This is a genomic window from Escherichia sp. MOD1-EC4550 (assembly GCF_963876935.1).
Taxonomy (GTDB): Bacteria; Pseudomonadota; Gammaproteobacteria; order Enterobacterales; family Enterobacteriaceae; genus Escherichia; species Escherichia coli_F.
Map to the genome: position 1 here is coordinate 276,350 of NZ_CAWNSE010000001.1, position 17,183 is coordinate 293,532.

Genomic DNA, 17,183 nt, shown 5'->3' on the forward strand with positions numbered 1-17,183 from the left:
ATGAAAAAATGGACGGTTTTTTTTACAGGTCTGGTATTAATTGCTCTCGGTTTAGTAATTCCAAAGAGCTATGCGGGTGATAAGCTCCTAAATGCAAATTTCCCAAGTGCCGAAATTTATTATGCAATTAATAATATCTCTATGCAGGGCAGTTTATATTTTTATGTCACAGTATTAACGCCAGAAGAAGTAGCCTATGGTCAATACAATTCAGGCGCAAGAAGAGGCGACACTCTCCAGGTAATATCCTGGACAGGATTGGGTCCTGCACCAAAGTTAGTGCTTACAGACTTTGGCAATACAGCTACCTCAAATTGTCCGGGTATCGATACGTCCATATATAAATGTGGATTTATGACTTTCAGTATCACGGTATCATCTGATGATTATGGCTGCCCATGGATCGCCTCTTTTTATTCAGTTTCTCAGGCCAATGGATTTAGCGCATATAAAAGCCCAATAGAGCATAATACTGTTTGCCCGACAATTCCGGTATCTCCCTATGATATCTCCTGGAGTGATAGTTATGTTAGCCATACTAAAACGTTGCAATTACAATCCAATGGTTCAACCATCACAACAACACTTTCGACCTATCTGATGGAAAGTGGCAATCTCTGCGATGGCAGTAATTTTGATGCCAGAGGAGCATACTGTCGTGCAGTTTCAGATTTATTAACGTTTACCTCTTATGGTTGCGATAATGCAAAGGTGACAGTCACACCGACACGTAAACCGTTAACGGATAGAAAACTCCACGATATTGTGGTGAAGGTGAATACCAGTAGTCGGCAACCGATTGATTCTACGTGCCGTTTCCAATATGTCTTAAATGAATTGTAGTGTTAATCTTTCACCGACCAGTTAGCTGGTCGGTGAAAGTACATGTTGATAATGATGTCAGGGCAACTCAGGCGGCAACCACTCTTCCACTTCAATCAACACTAATAAAGCTGCATCACCGCCGTACTCTTTCGGTGCCTGGTGAAACGCCATCACATGGGGATGTTGCGCCAGCCACAGCGGCGTTTGCTGCTTCAAAATATGCTTACCATGACCATGCATCACGCAGGCGCAAAACACATGTTCACGACGGCAGGCGGCAATCAGAGCCCCAAGTTCCTGCTTAGCTTGCAACTGCGTCAAACCGTGTAAATCTAAAAACAACTCCGGCGAATAATCGCCGCGGCGCAGTTTCTTCGCTTCAAAGTGGCTGACATCCGGACGGACATATTTCACCGGCCCTTCGGTATTCAATAACGGTTGAAACTCATCGGAGAAATAATGGCTGGCATCGGCCTGTTCCTGAATTAACCGCTTGACCGGTACTTCGCTAATTTTTTTACGCAGCGGCCGATGGACGATGGTGTCCTGCTTTATCTGGCGGGTTCCCGCCATCAACTGGCGGAACAGCGCCTGGTCCTCCTCGCTAAGTGATGATTTCTTTTTCATTTACATCTCTCATTTCTAATTTTCCTACAGTTTACCCGACTCGTCGTCTAATCGATCGTTTTAAACGTATTTTTCCTCACTCACCGCGCGTGAATGCTGATTTATCGTCATCTTCATGGCAAACTAGCCGCCGAAATTAATGCGACCATGCCCTGGAGGAATACGTGGATAAAATTTTCGTTGATGAAGCAGTAAATGAGCTGCAAACCATTCAGGACATGTTGCGCTGGTCGGTGAGCCGCTTCAGCGCGGCAAATATCTGGTACGGCCACGGCACCGATAACCCGTGGGATGAAGCCGTACAACTGGTGCTGCCATCGCTCTACCTGCCGCTGGATATTCCGGAAGATATGCGCACCGCGCGTCTGACTTCCAGCGAAAAACATCGTATTGTTGAACGCGTGATCCGCCGCGTCAACGAACGCATTCCGGTGGCCTACCTGACCAACAAAGCCTGGTTCTGCGGCCATGAATTTTACGTCGATGAACGTGTGTTGGTGCCGCGCTCGCCGATTGGTGAACTTATCAACAATAAATTTGCCGGACTCATCAGCAAGCAACCGCAACACATTTTAGATATGTGCACCGGAAGCGGCTGTATTGCGATTGCCTGCGCTTATGCCTTTCCGGAAGCAGAAGTCGACGCGGTAGACATCTCTCCTGACGCGCTGGCGGTTGCTGAACAGAACATCGAAGAACATGGTCTGATCCACAACGTCATTCCGATTCGTTCCGATCTGTTCCGGGACTTGCCGAAAGTGCAGTACGACCTGATCGTCACTAACCCGCCGTACGTTGATGCGGAAGATATGTCCGACCTGCCAAATGAATACCGTCACGAGCCGGAACTGGGTCTGGCATCTGGTACTGACGGCCTGAAACTGACGCGTCGTATTCTCGGTAATGCGGCAGATTACCTTGCTGATGATGGCGTGCTGATTTGTGAAGTCGGCAACAGCATGGTACATCTTATGGAACAATATCCGGATGTTCCGTTCACCTGGCTGGAGTTTGATAACGGCGGTGATGGTGTGTTTATGCTCACCAAAGAGCAGCTTATTGCTGCACGAGAACATTTCGCGATTTATAAAGATTAAGTAAACACGCAAACACAACAATAACGGAGCCGTGATGGCTGGAAACACAATTGGACAACTCTTTCGCGTAACCACCTTCGGCGAATCGCACGGGCTGGCGCTCGGCTGCATCGTCGATGGTGTTCCGCCAGGTATTCCGCTGACGGAAGCAGACCTGCAACACGATCTCGACCGTCGTCGCCCTGGGACATCGCGCTATACCACCCAGCGTCGTGAGCCGGATCAGGTCAAAATTCTCTCCGGTGTTTTTGAAGGCGTTACTACCGGCACCAGCATTGGTCTGTTGATCGAAAACACTGACCAGCGTTCTCAGGATTACAGCGCAATTAAAGACGTTTTCCGTCCAGGCCATGCCGATTACACCTACGAACAAAAATACGGCCTGCGCGATTATCGCGGCGGCGGACGTTCCTCCGCTCGCGAAACTGCCATGCGCGTTGCAGCAGGGGCGATTGCCAAAAAATATCTCGCTGAGAAATTTGGTATAGAAATTCGCGGCTGTCTGACCCAAATGGGCGACATTCCGCTGGAAATCAAAGACTGGTCTCAGGTCGAGCAAAATCCATTCTTCTGCCCGGATCCGGACAAAATCGAAGCCTTAGATGAACTGATGCGCGCGCTGAAAAAAGAGGGCGACTCTATTGGCGCGAAAGTCACCGTGGTGGCCAGTGGCGTCCCTGCCGGACTTGGCGAGCCGGTCTTTGATCGCCTGGATGCCGACATCGCCCATGCGCTAATGAGCATTAACGCGGTGAAAGGTGTGGAAATTGGTGATGGTTTTGACGTGGTAGCGCTGCGTGGCAGCCAGAACCGTGACGAAATCACCAAAGACGGTTTCCAGAGCAACCATGCGGGCGGTATTCTTGGTGGTATCAGCAGCGGGCAGCAAATCATTGCCCATATGGCGCTGAAACCGACCTCCAGCATTACTGTGCCTGGACGCACCATTAACCGCTTTGGCGAAGAAGTTGAGATGATCACCAAAGGCCGTCACGATCCTTGTGTTGGGATCCGCGCGGTGCCGATCGCGGAAGCGATGCTGGCGATCGTTTTAATGGATCACCTGTTACGGCAACGGGCGCAAAATGCTGATGTGAAGACTGATATTCCACGCTGGTAAAAATGAACAAAACTGCGATTGCGCTGCTGGCCCTGCTTGCCAGTAGCGCCAGCCTGGCAGCGACGCCGTGGCAAAAAATAACCCAACCTGTGCCGGGTAGTGCACAATCGATAGGCAGTTTTTCAAATGGCTGTATCGTTGGTGCTGACACGCTGCCGATACAGTCCGAACATTATCAGGTCATGCGTACCGATCAGCGTCGCTATTTCGGGCACCCGGACCTGGTGATGTTTATCCAGCGTCTGAGTAGCCAGGTGAGCAATCTGGGTATGGGCACGGTGCTGATTGGCGATATGGGAATGCCAGCTGGTGGGCGTTTCAATGGCGGTCACGCCAGCCACCAGACCGGACTGGATGTGGACATCTTCCTGCAACTGCCGAAAAAACGCTGGACCTCCGCGCAACTCTTGCGCCCGCAAGCATTAGATTTGGTTTCCCGCGACGGTAAACACGTTGTCCCCACGCTGTGGAAGCCCGAAATTTTCAGCTTGATTAAACTCGCCGCGCAGGACAAAGACGTCACGCGCATTTTTGTTAATCCGGCGATTAAACAACAACTTTGCCTTGATGCGGGCACCGATCGCGACTGGTTACGCAAAGTGCGGCCCTGGTTCCAGCATCGCGCCCATATGCATGTACGATTACGTTGTCCTGCCGATAGCCTGGAGTGTGAAGATCAACCTTTACCGCCACCGGGCGATGGTTGCGGGGCAGAACTGCAAAGCTGGTTTGAACCACCAAAACCGGGAACAACAAAGCCTGAGAAGAAGACACCGCCTCCGTTGCCGCCTTCCTGCCAGGCGCTACTGGATGAGCACGTGATCTAATGGAAACGTTTAATAGCCTGTTTATGGTTTCCCCGCTGTTGCTGGGACTCCTCTTTTTTGTCGCCATACTGGCGGGATTTATCGACTCTATTGCCGGTGGTGGTGGGCTACTCACCATTCCGGCATTAATGGCGGCGGGGATGTCTCCGGCTAACGCGCTGGCAACCAATAAACTGCAAGCCTGCGGTGGCTCTATTTCTGCCACTATCTACTTTATTCGCCGCAAAGTGGTTAGCTTAAGCGATCAGAAACTCAATATCGCCATGACCTTTATTGGCTCAATGAGCGGCGCTTTGCTGGTGCAGTACGTTCAGGCTGATGTCTTGCGGCAGATTTTGCCCATTCTGGTGATTTGTATTGGTCTTTATTTCTTACTGATGCCCAAACTGGGAGAAGAAGATCGCCAGCGTCGGATGTATGGACTGCCATTTGCGCTGGTAGCAGGGGGCTGCGTTGGTTTTTACGATGGATTCTTTGGCCCGGCTGCCGGATCGTTTTACGCGTTAGCCTTCGTTACGCTGTGCGGCTTTAACCTCGCCAAAGCCACGGCCCACGCCAAATTACTCAACGCAACGTCTAATATCGGCGGTTTGCTGCTGTTTATTCTCGGCGGCAAAGTGATTTGGGCGACAGGATTTGTGATGCTGGTGGGGCAGTTCCTCGGCGCGCGCATGGGGTCAAGACTGGTGTTGAGCAAAGGACAAAAGCTGATTCGCCCGATGATTGTTATCGTCTCGGCGGTGATGAGTGCCAAATTACTTTATGATAGCCACGGACAGGAGATCCTCCACTGGTTGGGGATGAACTAATGAATAGTACACACCACTATGAGCAGTTGATTGAAATTTTTAATAGCTGCTTTGCCGATGAATTTAATACCCGTCTGATTAAAGGCGACGACGAACCGATCTATCTTCCTGCTGATGCGGAAGTACCGTATAACCGAATCGTCTTTGCTCACGGCTTTTATGCCAGCGCAATTCATGAGATTTCGCACTGGTGTATTGCCGGGAAAGCGCGCCGTGAGCTGGTTGATTTCGGCTACTGGTATTGTCCCGACGGACGCGATGCCCAGACGCAAAGTCAGTTTGAAGATGTTGAAGTGAAGCCGCAGGCGCTGGACTGGTTGTTCTGTGTGGCGGCGGGATATCCGTTTAATGTCAGTTGCGACAATCTGGAAGGGGATTTCGAACCGGACCGCGTGGTATTTCAACGGCGGGTACATGCACAGGTGATGGATTATCTGGCAAACGGTATTCCCGAGCGTCCGGCACGCTTCATTAAAGCACTACAAAATTATTATCACACGCCGGAACTTACGGCGGAACAGTTCCCGTGGCCGGAAGCGCTCAACTGAAGCCTGCGCCACGTTTTACAATGAGGAAAGAAGATGATCGCGGAGTTTGAATCACGCATTCTGGCATTAATCGACGGTATGGTTGACCATGCCAGTGATGATGAGTTGTTTGCCAGTGGGTATTTGCGTGGCCACCTGACATTAGCCATCGCAGAACTGGAAAGTGGTGATGACCACTCCGCCCAGGCGGTACATACGACCGTTAGCCAGAGTCTGGAAAAAGCCATTGGTGCCGGTGAGTTGTCGCCGCGAGACCAGGCGCTGGTGACCGATATGTGGGAAAACCTGTTTCAACAGGCTTCACAACAGTAAGTTGTTGGCGTCTGGAGCGTCATGCCTGATGCGACGCTTATCGCGTCTTATCAGGCCTACAGGTTTCACGTAGGTCGGATAAGGCGTTCACGCCGCATCCGACATTGAGTGCATAATGCCTGATGCGACGCTTACCGCGTCTTATCAGGCCTACAGATTTCACGTAGGTCGGATAAGGCGTTCACGCCGCATCCGACAAACGCTGCCAAAGCAGATTACCCTGCCTTAACCGCTTTCCCTTTCAACAACTTCCGCACCCATAACCGATTTGGATTTAACGCCGCCAGCGTATTGCTATCCATCGGAATCGGTTCGTCGCTCATCTGCGCTGCCAGAATCTCGGTACACAGCGGGGCAGAGCACAAACCACGCGAACCTAAAGCCGCAAGCATAAAAAGATCGTCATAAATCGGCGCGCTGACCGCGTTGTCTTTCTGTTCCGCCAGAGAGGCATATTCCGCGAGCGTTGCATCATAATCGGGGACATTGCCTACCATTGGCAGATGATCGCGAGTGGCACAACGCACACCGCAGCGTGCCTCTTTATCACTGACATCAACCTCTTTTGCCCACTGCGCCTGCGGGAAACAATCAATCAACCGCTGGCGATTCTGCTGCTGATCTTCATCACTGTACGCCGTATCTTCGCTGCCGCGATGATAACTGGCACCAATACAATGGTGCTGATTCGCCGGATTTTGTGGCGTGAGATAACCGTCATAGCACAGCACCTGCTTCAGCTTCGCCAGTTCCGGCGTTGTTGGAATATGGCTGACTTGACCGGCAACGGAATACATCGGCAGAGACGACGTTTGGCTGAAACCGCTGATTTGATGCCCGTTCGCCAGTACCACTACACTGTGTGTTGCTTGCTGATCTCCTGCAAGATTCAACAACCAACAGTCATCCTGACGGGATAAATCCTTTAACTGATGTTGATAACAAATCTGCAAACCCTGCTGTTGTGCCAGCTCCAGCACATTACGGGTCAGCTCTGCCGGACACAGCCAACCACCTTGCGGATAAGTAATACCGCTGCAATTTGTCGCAACGCCCGTAATTTGTTCAACCGCCTTAGCATCAACGGCCACAGCCAGTTCTGCGGGTAAATCCATCGACAGCATTTGTGCGATTTTGTGCTGACTTTTCTCATCCCAGCCTAACTGCGTGACGCCGCACCAGTCATGATCAAATTTAACAGGCAATAAATCGTAAAGCCGACGAGCAAATGTAAACGCATTGGAGAAAAACCGGTTTAGTGCTTCATCATGTTTACTTAAGAGCGGATACAGCGCCCCCTGGCGATTGCCGGAAGCACCGAGCGCGGGGGCCTCATCCGCACAATAAAGTGTAACCTGCCATCCACGACGTAATAGCGCCAGCGACAATAATGCGCTGGCGATACCACCGCCAATAATCGCCGCTTCCCGTTTGCGACTACCCGTACGGTTAAACCACGGCGTGGAGCAGGGGAGGGGTAATGTCTGTTCCATCACCCCACAAAGCATTTCCCGTTTACGCCCAAACCCTTTGCGCTTTTGCATGGTGAATCCGGCTTCCTGCAAACCCCGGCGGACAAAACCGGCAGACGTAAATGTCGCCAGAGTGCCACCCGGACGCGCCAGCCTTGCCATGGCGTTAAACAGATTTTGCGTCCACATATCCGGGTTCTTCGCTGGCGCAAAGCCGTCCAGAAACCAGGCGTCTACTTTTTGATTTAGCGAATCGTCCAGTTGGCTGGTCAGTTCGTTAATATCGCCAAACCATAAATCCAGCGTCACGCGGCCTTCATCGAGCAATAAACGATGGCAACCGGGCAAGGGCATTGGCCACTGCGCCTGAAGTTTTTCTGCCCACGGTGCCAGTTCTGGCCAGTGTTGATGCGCTAATCCTAAATCCGAACGAGTGAGGGGAAATTTCTCAAAACTAATGAAATGTAAGCGTTGTAATTGCGCTTGCGGATGAGCTTCGCGAAACTGATCAAATGCCTGCCATAGCGTCAGGAAGTTTAATCCGGTGCCGAAGCCGCTCTCTGCTACCACAAACAGAGGATGTGGATGCTCAGGAAAGCGTGCTCCTAATTGGTTACCCCCAAGAAAGACATAGCGTGTCTCTTCCAGTCCATTGTCATTGGAAAAGTAAACGTCGTCAAAATCTCGGGAAACAGGTGTACCCTCAGCATTAAATTCAAGATTGGCAGGTTGTATGGCGTAGTGTTTCACGTAAGTTACTCGTCTGGCGGGCAGTCTGACGATCTTAACGATGTGTGTCAGGCTGCGCAAATTTCTCTATTAATCGTCTGATCGGACTTGTTCGGCGTACAAGTGTACGCTATTGTGCCATTCGAAACTTACTATAGTGCGACTTACAGAGGTATTGAATGAAACGTGCAGTGATTACTGGCCTGGGCATCGTTTCCAGCATCGGTAATAACCAGCAGGAAGTCCTGGCATCTCTGCGTGAAGGACGCTCAGGGATCACTTTCTCTCAAGAGCTGAAGGACTCCGGCATGCGTAGCCACGTATGGGGCAACGTAAAACTGGATACCACTGGCCTCATTGACCGCAAAGTTGTGCGCTTTATGAGCGACGCATCCATCTATGCATTCCTTTCCATGGAGCAGGCAATCGCAGATGCTGGCCTCTCCCCGGAAGCTTATCAGAACAACCCACGTGTGGGCCTGATTGCAGGTTCCGGTGGTGGTTCCCCGCGTTTCCAGGTGTTCGGCGCTGACGCAATGCGCGGCCCGCGCGGCCTGAAAGCGGTTGGCCCGTATGTGGTCACCAAAGCGATGGCATCTGGCGTTTCTGCCTGCCTCGCCACGCCGTTTAAAATCCACGGTGTAAACTACTCTATCAGCTCCGCATGTGCGACTTCCGCACACTGTATCGGTAACGCAGTAGAGCAGATCCAACTGGGCAAACAGGACATCGTGTTTGCTGGTGGCGGCGAAGAGCTGTGCTGGGAAATGGCTTGCGAATTCGACGCGATGGGTGCGCTGTCTACTAAATACAACGACACCCCGGAAAAAGCCTCCCGTACTTACGACGCTCACCGTGACGGTTTCGTTATCGCTGGCGGCGGCGGTATGGTAGTAGTTGAAGAGCTGGAACACGCGCTGGCGCGTGGGGCTCACATCTATGCTGAAATCGTTGGTTACGGCGCAACGTCTGATGGTGCAGACATGGTTGCTCCGTCTGGCGAAGGCGCAGTTCGCTGCATGCAGATGGCGATGCACGGTGTTGATACGCCAATCGACTACCTGAACTCTCACGGTACTTCAACTCCGGTTGGCGACGTGAAAGAGCTGGCGGCTATCCGTGAAGTATTCGGTGATAAGAGCCCGGCGATTTCTGCAACCAAAGCCATGACCGGTCACTCACTGGGCGCTGCAGGCGTACAGGAAGCTATCTACTCTCTACTGATGCTGGAACACGGCTTTATCGCACCGAGCATCAACATTGAAGAGCTGGACGAGCAGGCTGCGGGTCTGAACATTGTGACCGAAACGACCGATCGCGAACTGACTACCGTTATGTCTAACAGCTTCGGCTTCGGTGGCACCAACGCCACGCTGGTAATGCGTAAGCTGAAAGATTAATTCGGAGTAGGTCGGATAAGACGCGTCAGCGTCGCATCCGACGATACGCGCCAGTGCCGCTTCCGGCACTAAAGAAAAAGGGAACCCGATGGTTCCCTTTTTCACATCATTGACAATCGCCGCCTGTTCCAGGCAAACTTCCCGCTTTGTCGATTTCCTTCTGAAAAGACGTACGCGTTAAATCCTGCCAACGCGTACCGTAACCCTGAAACCAGAGAGATGAGACGGGGAAATTCCTCGCCTCGCGCTGCATTCTGGAGTAATGCATGACTGCTGTAAGCCAAACCGAAACACGATCTTCTGCCAATTTTTCGCTTTTCCGCATCGCTTTTGCGGTTTTTCTCACCTACATGACCGTAGGGTTACCATTGCCGGTTATCCCGCTGTTTGTTCATCATGAGCTGGGCTATGGCAACACCATGGTCGGGATTGCCGTCGGCATTCAGTTTTTGGCTACGGTGCTGACGCGTGGCTATGCCGGGCGACTGGCCGATCAATATGGTGCAAAACGTTCGGCGCTTCAGGGGATGTTAGCTTGTGGTCTGGCGGGGGGCGCACTGCTGTTGGCGGCGATTTTGCCCGTCTCCGCACCGTTCAAATTTGCTCTGTTGGTCGTCGGACGTTTGATTCTTGGCTTTGGTGAAAGCCAGTTACTGACGGGCGCTCTGACCTGGGGATTGGGCATCGTTGGACCAAAACATTCCGGCAAAGTGATGTCATGGAACGGAATGGCGATTTACGGTGCCCTCGCTGTTGGTGCGCCGCTTGGCCTGTTGATTCATAGCCATTACGGTTTTGCTGCCCTGGCGCTCACCACAATGGCATTACCCATACTGGCGTGGGCCTGTAACGGCACAGTGCGCAAAGTACCGGCCCTGGCGGGAGAACGTCCATCGCTGTGGAGCGTTGTCGGGCTTATCTGGAAACCAGGGTTAGGTCTGGCGCTACAAGGTGTTGGTTTTGCGGTTATCGGAACTTTCGTTTCGCTCTATTTTGCCAGCAAAGGATGGGCGATGGCGGGCTTTACTCTTACCGCGTTTGGCGGGGCATTTGTCGTGATGCGCGTAATGTTTGGCTGGATGCCGGACCGTTTTGGCGGCGTGAAAGTGGCGATTGTTTCTCTGCTTGTAGAAACAGTGGGCTTGTTGCTGCTCTGGCAGGCGCCAGGTGCGTGGGTCGCATTAGCGGGCGCGGCGTTAACTGGAGCCGGATGTTCGCTTATCTTTCCTGCGCTGGGCGTGGAGGTGGTTAAACGCGTACCGTCACAAGTTCGTGGCACCGCACTGGGCGGATACGCCGCGTTTCAGGATATCGCCCTCGGCGTCTCCGGGCCGCTGGCGGGAATGCTGGCGACCACGTTTGGTTACTCTTCGGTATTTCTTGCCGGGGCGATCTCTGCGGTGCTGGGAATTATTGTCACGATACTGTCGTTTCGTCGGGGTTAACGAACCAGCCAGACCAGCATCAGGATAATCGCGACTAATAGTATCCACAGCGCGGGACGCGTTGCCATGTTTTGCAACGTGTCCATCATCGGTGGAAAAGGATTAAGCAGCGGTTGCATATCACGCGGATCAATCCCTTTAACCCGCCGTTGATAAAGCTGATTAAGGATATCCTCAGCCTGGGCTGAAGAAAGCGATGATTGCGCAGAAAGGCCATATTTTTGCTGGATATATGCCGATAACGCCGCCAGTTCACTGGCGTCTAAAGGTTGTTTCAGCGCCATCTGTAGTGATTCCAGCGTCGGCGTATTTTGCTGGCTTAGCGTCTGACGCGCCTGCAGCCAGGTCACCAGATGGTTAAACAGTTTCGCTGGAATTAACTCACCATCTTTCACCCCGGAAAGTTCCAGCATCGATTGCCAGATCTGCTTGCTGGGTTCTCCCGTTGCCGCCGCAAGTTTGGTAACCAGCTGTTTGAGCGTATTGTGCTCCGCCGGTAATAACGGACGGTCGGTCGCCTCGCGCTGCTGCGGTTGCGGGATAACCATCTTCCCTTCCTGCAACAGGGTGAGAATGGTTTTTAATTGCTCCGGTGAGAGCTGATTCAGTGGCGTCTGACCAAAGTTATGACGAATATAATCCGTGACCGCCTGACGATTATTCCCCAGGCGTAAATACTCACCCAATTGGGCTAAAAGCTGGCGGGCAGAATGGCTTTTTTGCGCGGTCAGCAAACGTTGCGCCAGATTATGCTCTGCGGCGGGAAAGTGACGCGAAAGCAGCGGCGAATCTCCCGACAGGCCAATATCATGCCTGATACCCGCCCACAGTTCTGCTCTTTGCTGTTGCGTCAGCGAAGTCACTTTCGTCATTAAGCTTTCCAGCGAAGTACGTTGCTGACTGGATAAAGGCTGATTGCCCGCGCCAGACGGCAGGTTATCTCCCTGACCTGGTGGTTGCCCAGGAGGAGGGCCGGAAATAGGTTGTATCATTACGTATCCTTATACCTGAAATCATCGCAAGTATGCCTGGCCGCGAGATTATGGCACACTTGTCCGGTTAACTCTCGTCTCATACAGGTAACACAAACGTGAAAATCCTTGTTGATGAAAATATGCCTTATGCCCGCGACTTATTTAGCCGTTTGGGTGAGGTGACTGCGGTTCCGGGGCGTCCAATCCCAGTAGCTCAACTGGCAGATGCGGATGCGCTGATGGTGCGTTCGGTCACGAAAGTGAATGAATCTTTGCTGGCAGGAAAACCCATTAAATTTGTTGGCACAGCCACAGCGGGAACCGACCATGTCGATGAAGCATGGTTAAAGCAGGCGGGAATTGGTTTTTCCGCAGCACCTGGCTGTAATGCGATTGCGGTGGTGGAATATGTTTTCTCCTCACTGCTGATGCTTGCTGAACGCGATGGATTTTCACTGCATGAGCGTACCGTGGGGATCGTGGGCGTTGGTAACGTTGGTCGGCGTTTACAGGCGCGACTGGAAGCGCTGGGGATCAAAACCTTGCTTTGCGATCCGCCGCGTGCCGATCGTGGGGATGAGGGCGATTTCCGTTCGTTGGATGAATTAGTCCAGCATGCGGATATCCTGACATTCCATACGCCACTCTTTAAAGACGGACCGTACAAAACGCTGCATCTGGCGGACGAAAAACTGATTCGTAACCTGAAGCCGGGAGCGATCTTGATTAACGCCTGCCGTGGCGCAGTCGTCGATAATACTGCCCTGTTGACCTGTCTGAATGAAGGTCAGAAGTTAAGCGTAGTGCTGGATGTCTGGGAAGGCGAACCGGAACTCAACGTAGAATTGCTGAAAAAAGTGGATATCGGCACGCCGCATATTGCGGGCTACACCCTCGAAGGTAAAGCCCGTGGCACTACGCAAGTATTTGAAGCGTATAGCAAGTTTATTGGGCATGAGCAACACGTTGCGCTTGATACGTTGCTACCCGCGCCAGAGTTTGGCCGTATTATACTGCATGGTCCGCTCGATCAACCGACGCTGAAAAGGCTGGTGCATTTGGTGTATGATGTGCGCCGCGATGACGCACCGCTGCGTAAAGTCGCCGGGATACCGGGTGAGTTCGATAAACTGCGCAAAAACTATCTTGAGCGCCGTGAATGGTCATCTCTGTATGTGATTTGTGATGACGCCAGTGCGGCATCATTGCTGTGTAAACTGGGTTTTAACGCCGTTCATCATCCGGCACGTTAATCTCTTCTTCATGCTCTCTGCTGTAACATTGGCAGAGAGCTTTGCTATTTCTGGAGTAAACCACCATGTCTGAAGGCTGGAACATTGCCGTCCTGGGCGCAACTGGCGCTGTGGGCGAAGCCCTGCTTGAAACGCTGGCTGAACGTCAGTTCCCGGTTGGGGAAATTTATGCACTGGCACGTAACGAAAGCGCAGGCGAACAACTGCGCTTTGGTGGTAAGACAATCACCGTGCAGGATGCCGCTGAATTCGACTGGACGCAGGCGCAACTGGCGTTTTTTGTCGCAGGCAAAGAAGCTACCGCTGCCTGGGTTGAAGAAGCGACCAACTCAGGTTGCCTGGTGATCGATAGCAGCGGATTGTTTGCTCTCGAACCTGACGTACCGCTGGTGGTACCGGAAGTAAACCCGTTTGTACTGACCGATTACCGCAACCGAAATGTCATCGCCGTACCGGACAGCCTGACCAGCCAGCTGTTGGCAGCACTGAAACCGTTAATCGATCAGGGCGGTTTGTCACGTATCAGCGTCACCAGCCTGATTTCTGCCTCCGCCCAGGGTAAAAAAGCGGTCGATGCGTTAGCAGGGCAGAGCGCGAAACTGCTGAACGGTATTCCGATTGACGAAGAAGATTTCTTCGGTCGTCAGCTGGCGTTCAATATGCTGCCGTTACTGCCGGATAGCGAAGGTAGCGTGCGTGAAGAACGTCGTATCGTTGACGAAGTACGCAAAATTCTGCAAGACGAAGGGCTGATGATTTCGGCAAGCGTCGTCCAGGCACCGGTTTTCTACGGTCATGCCCAGATGGTCAACTTTGAAGCACTGCGTCCGCTGGCGGCAGAAGAAGCGCGTGATGCGTTTGCCCAGGGCGAAGATATTGTGCTCTCTGAAGAGAACGAATTCCCGACGCAGGTGGGGGATGCTTCTGGTACGCCGCATCTTTCCGTTGGCTGCGTACGCAATGACTACGGTATGCCGGAGCAAGTCCAGTTCTGGTCAGTGGCCGATAACGTTCGCTTTGGCGGCGCGCTGATGGCAGTAAAAATCGCCGAGAAACTGGTGCAGGAGTATCTGTACTAATGTCCGACCAGCAACAACCGCCAGTTTACAAAATTGCGCTGGGCATTGAGTACGACGGTAGTAAGTATTACGGCTGGCAACGGCAGAACGAAGTACGCAGTGTGCAGGAGAAGCTGGAAAAGGCACTCTCCCAGGTGGCGAACGAACCGATCACCGTCTTCTGCGCCGGGCGTACCGACGCAGGCGTACACGGTACAGGGCAGGTTGTGCATTTCGAAACTACCGCGCAGCGTAAAGACGCTGCGTGGACGTTGGGCGTAAATGCGAATTTACCTGGTGACATCGCCGTGCGTTGGGTTAAAGCTGTACCTGATGATTTTCATGCCCGATTTAGCGCCACGGCTCGCCGTTATCGCTACATCATCTACAATCATCGGCTGCGTCCGGCAGTGCTGAGTAAAGGGGTAACCCATTTTTACGAACCGCTGGACGCTGAACGGATGCATCGGGCCGCGCAATGCCTGCTGGGCGAGAATGATTTCACCTCGTTCCGTGCGGTGCAGTGCCAGTCCCGAACCCCGTGGCGCAACGTTATGCATATTAACGTCACGCGTCACGGTCCTTATGTGGTGGTAGATATCAAAGCAAATGCCTTTGTACATCATATGGTGAGGAATATTGTCGGCAGCCTGATGGAAGTCGGTGCCAACAACCAGCCGGAGAGCTGGATAGCAGAACTGCTGGCAGCAAAGGACAGAACGCTGGCGGCAGCAACGGCAAAAGCGGAAGGACTATATCTGGTCGCGGTGGATTACCCTGACCGGTTTGATCTTCCAAAACCGCCAATGGGCCCGCTATTTCTGGCGGACTAACGAGAATAAAGCTCGGAAAATTTCAGGCTGTAGCCAACGTAGTTACGGCCTGAGAGATAACGAGTACAAGGCATAGGCAAATATGGACCTGATTTATTTCCTCATCGATTTTATCCTGCACATTGACGTGCATCTGGCAGAACTGGTCGCAGAGTACGGCGTCTGGGTTTATGCCATCCTGTTTTTGATTTTGTTCTGTGAAACCGGTCTGGTGGTAACGCCGTTCTTACCGGGAGATTCGCTGCTGTTTGTTGCAGGGGCACTGGCCTCGCTTGAAACCAACGATCTCAATGTTCATATGATGGTGGTACTGATGTTAATTGCCGCGATTGTTGGTGATGCGGTCAACTACACCATAGGACGGTTGTTCGGTGAGAAATTATTCAGTAATCCGAACTCGAAAATTTTTCGTCGTAGCTATCTCGACAAAACTCATCAGTTTTATGAAAAACACGGCGGCAAAACCATTATTCTCGCCCGTTTTGTGCCAATCGTCAGAACGTTTGCCCCCTTTGTCGCAGGGATGGGCCACATGTCGTACCGTCATTTCGCTGCCTATAACGTGATCGGCGCACTGTTGTGGGTACTGCTTTTTACCTACGCAGGCTATTTCTTCGGTACAATTCCGATGGTTCAGGATAACCTTAAGCTGCTGATCGTCGGGATTATTGTGGTTTCCATTTTGCCGGGCGTCATCGAAATTATCCGTCACAAACGCGCTGCGGCACGCGCCGCAAAATAAAAAGTAACTCCGCGGTTCGACCACTTTTTTATCCAAAGTTTCGGGCTGTTATGTTTTAATGTGCAACATTCATGGTCTGTTGGGGGCAAAAATGGCATTATGCGTCCCCAAAGATAAAACTGGCATCGAACCAGGTTCAGACAGAAAGGTCCCTAATGAGCTGGATTGAACGAATTAAAAGCAACATTACTCCCACCCGCAAGGCGAGCATTCCTGAAGGTGTGTGGACTAAGTGTGATAGCTGCGGTCAGGTATTATACCGCGCTGAGCTGGAACGTAATCTTGAGGTCTGTCCGAAGTGTGACCATCACATGCGTATGACAGCGCGTAATCGCCTGCATAGCCTGTTAGATGAAGGAAGCCTTGTGGAGCTGGGTAGCGAGCTTGAGCCGAAAGATGTGCTGAAGTTTCGTGACTCCAAGAAATATAAAGACCGTCTGGCATCTGCGCAGAAAGAAACCGGCGAAAAAGATGCGCTGGTGGTGATGAAAGGCACCCTGTATGGAATGCCGGTTGTCGCTGCGGCATTCGAGTTCGCCTTTATGGGCGGTTCCATGGGGTCTGTGGTAGGTGCACGTTTCGTACGTGCCGTTGAGCAGGCGCTGGAAGATAACTGCCCGCTGATCTGCTTCTCCGCGTCTGGTGGCGCACGTATGCAGGAAGCACTGATGTCGCTGATGCAGATGGCGAAAACCTCTGCGGCACTGGCAAAAATGCAGGAGCGCGGCTTGCCGTACATCTCCGTGCTGACTGACCCGACCATGGGCGGTGTTTCTGCAAGTTTCGCCATGCTGGGCGATCTCAACATCGCTGAACCGAAAGCGTTAATCGGCTTTGCCGGTCCGCGTGTTATCGAACAGACCGTTCGCGAAAAACTGCCGCCAGGATTCCAGCGCAGTGAATTCCTGATCGAGAAAGGTGCGATCGACATGATCGTCCGTCGTCCGGAAATGCGCCTGAAACTGGCGAGCATTCTGGCGAAGTTGATGAATTTGCCAGCGCCGAATCCTGAAGCGCCGCGTGAAGGCGTAGTGGTGCCACCGGTACCGGATCAGGAACCTGAGGCCTGATAACTGATAAGGGCAGGGCCACTGGCTCTGCCCTTTTGCTAT

The 17,183-nt window shown here is 52.3% G+C and carries 17 protein-coding genes; 14 read left to right on the plus strand and 3 right to left on the minus strand.

All coding sequences use genetic code 11. The features are described 5' to 3' along the window. A complete protein-coding gene (locus tag AACU19_RS01265) occupies positions 1 to 843 on the plus strand; it encodes a StfH/YfcO family fimbrial adhesin (RefSeq protein WP_105277978.1) in 843 nt (280 codons plus the stop codon). A 57-nt stretch (positions 844 to 900) separates the two neighbouring features. Here the strand turns inward: AACU19_RS01265 and smrB are convergent, their stop codons facing one another. Continuing rightward, positions 901 to 1,452, minus strand: coding sequence for an endonuclease SmrB (smrB, locus tag AACU19_RS01270; protein WP_000730533.1), 552 nt, complete (start codon positions 1,450 to 1,452; stop codon positions 901 to 903). A 164-nt stretch (positions 1,453 to 1,616) separates the two neighbouring features. Between smrB and prmB the strand changes: the two genes are divergently transcribed. From prmB to AACU19_RS01300, 6 genes are read left to right on the plus strand one after another with little or no spacing between them, the layout of a single operon-like run. Then, a complete protein-coding gene (prmB, locus tag AACU19_RS01275) occupies positions 1,617 to 2,549 on the plus strand; it encodes a 50S ribosomal protein L3 N(5)-glutamine methyltransferase (RefSeq protein WP_001298774.1) in 933 nt (310 codons plus the stop codon). A gap of 34 nt (positions 2,550 to 2,583) precedes the next feature. Continuing rightward, positions 2,584 to 3,669 carry a chorismate synthase gene (gene aroC, locus AACU19_RS01280; RefSeq protein ID WP_001353064.1) on the plus strand — a complete coding sequence of 362 codons (1,086 nt, stop codon included), beginning with the start codon at positions 2,584 to 2,586 and terminating at the stop codon, positions 3,667 to 3,669. 2 nt (positions 3,670 to 3,671) lie between these two features. Continuing rightward, on the plus strand, positions 3,672 to 4,496 hold the full coding sequence (gene mepA, locus AACU19_RS01285) for a penicillin-insensitive murein endopeptidase (protein WP_001043810.1): 825 nt from the start codon (positions 3,672 to 3,674) through the stop codon (positions 4,494 to 4,496). Beyond that, positions 4,496 to 5,305, plus strand: coding sequence for a sulfite exporter TauE/SafE family protein (locus AACU19_RS01290; protein WP_000447348.1), 810 nt, complete (start codon positions 4,496 to 4,498; stop codon positions 5,303 to 5,305). Before mepA ends, AACU19_RS01290 begins: the two co-directional genes overlap by 1 nt. After that, positions 5,305 to 5,853 carry an elongation factor P hydroxylase gene (epmC, locus tag AACU19_RS01295; protein WP_001089235.1) on the plus strand — a complete coding sequence of 183 codons (549 nt, stop codon included), beginning with the start codon at positions 5,305 to 5,307 and terminating at the stop codon, positions 5,851 to 5,853. The genes AACU19_RS01290 and epmC overlap by 1 nt, the downstream gene beginning before the upstream one ends. A 33-nt stretch (positions 5,854 to 5,886) precedes the next feature. Continuing rightward, positions 5,887 to 6,165 (plus strand): YfcL family protein, encoded by a 279-nt coding sequence (locus AACU19_RS01300; protein WP_000559764.1) that lies wholly within the window; start codon positions 5,887 to 5,889, stop codon positions 6,163 to 6,165. Between the two features lie 215 nt (positions 6,166 to 6,380). On the opposite strand, the gene mnmC is transcribed toward AACU19_RS01300, so the two are convergent. Beyond that, positions 6,381 to 8,387, minus strand: a complete 2,007-nt coding sequence (mnmC, locus tag AACU19_RS01305) for a bifunctional tRNA (5-methylaminomethyl-2-thiouridine)(34)-methyltransferase MnmD/FAD-dependent 5-carboxymethylaminomethyl-2-thiouridine(34) oxidoreductase MnmC (RefSeq protein WP_105277979.1) — start codon at positions 8,385 to 8,387, stop codon at positions 6,381 to 6,383. Between the two features lie 158 nt (positions 8,388 to 8,545). Between mnmC and fabB the strand changes: the two genes are divergently transcribed. Together fabB and AACU19_RS01315 are read left to right on the plus strand one after the other, a co-directional pair. Next, entirely contained in the window at positions 8,546 to 9,766 is a 1,221-nt protein-coding gene (gene fabB, locus AACU19_RS01310; protein ID WP_000817183.1) for a beta-ketoacyl-ACP synthase I, read from the plus strand. A gap of 266 nt (positions 9,767 to 10,032) precedes the next feature. Further along, complete coding sequence (locus tag AACU19_RS01315) at positions 10,033 to 11,211, plus strand: arabinose transporter (protein ID WP_032184713.1); 1,179 nt, start codon at positions 10,033 to 10,035, stop codon at positions 11,209 to 11,211. Here the strand turns inward: AACU19_RS01315 and flk are convergent. Then, a complete protein-coding gene (flk, locus tag AACU19_RS01320; RefSeq protein ID WP_000615830.1) occupies positions 11,208 to 12,203 on the minus strand; it encodes a flagella biosynthesis regulator Flk in 996 nt (331 codons plus the stop codon). The two genes, AACU19_RS01315 and flk, sit on opposite strands and share 4 nt — an antisense overlap. A 98-nt stretch (positions 12,204 to 12,301) precedes the next feature. Here flk and pdxB point away from each other — a divergent pair, with 98 nt between their 5' ends. The 5 genes from pdxB (at position 12,302) to accD (ending at position 17,141) form a co-directional block, all read left to right on the plus strand. Then, positions 12,302 to 13,438, plus strand: a complete 1,137-nt coding sequence (gene pdxB / locus AACU19_RS01325; protein ID WP_105277980.1) for a 4-phosphoerythronate dehydrogenase PdxB — start codon at positions 12,302 to 12,304, stop codon at positions 13,436 to 13,438. A 65-nt stretch (positions 13,439 to 13,503) separates the two neighbouring features. Then, positions 13,504 to 14,517 (plus strand): aspartate-semialdehyde dehydrogenase, encoded by a 1,014-nt coding sequence (locus tag AACU19_RS01330; protein WP_001289165.1) that lies wholly within the window; start codon positions 13,504 to 13,506, stop codon positions 14,515 to 14,517. After that, positions 14,517 to 15,329, plus strand: coding sequence for a tRNA pseudouridine(38-40) synthase TruA (gene truA / locus AACU19_RS01335; protein ID WP_001283592.1), 813 nt, complete (start codon positions 14,517 to 14,519; stop codon positions 15,327 to 15,329). Before AACU19_RS01330 ends, truA begins: the two co-directional genes overlap by 1 nt. A gap of 82 nt (positions 15,330 to 15,411) precedes the next feature. Next, entirely contained in the window at positions 15,412 to 16,071 is a 660-nt protein-coding gene (locus AACU19_RS01340; RefSeq protein WP_000364335.1) for a DedA family protein, read from the plus strand. Positions 16,072 to 16,226: 155 nt separating this feature from the next. Then, complete coding sequence (gene accD, locus AACU19_RS01345; protein WP_000118404.1) at positions 16,227 to 17,141, plus strand: acetyl-CoA carboxylase, carboxyltransferase subunit beta; 915 nt, start codon at positions 16,227 to 16,229, stop codon at positions 17,139 to 17,141. Positions 17,142 to 17,183: the final 42 nt, after the last annotated feature.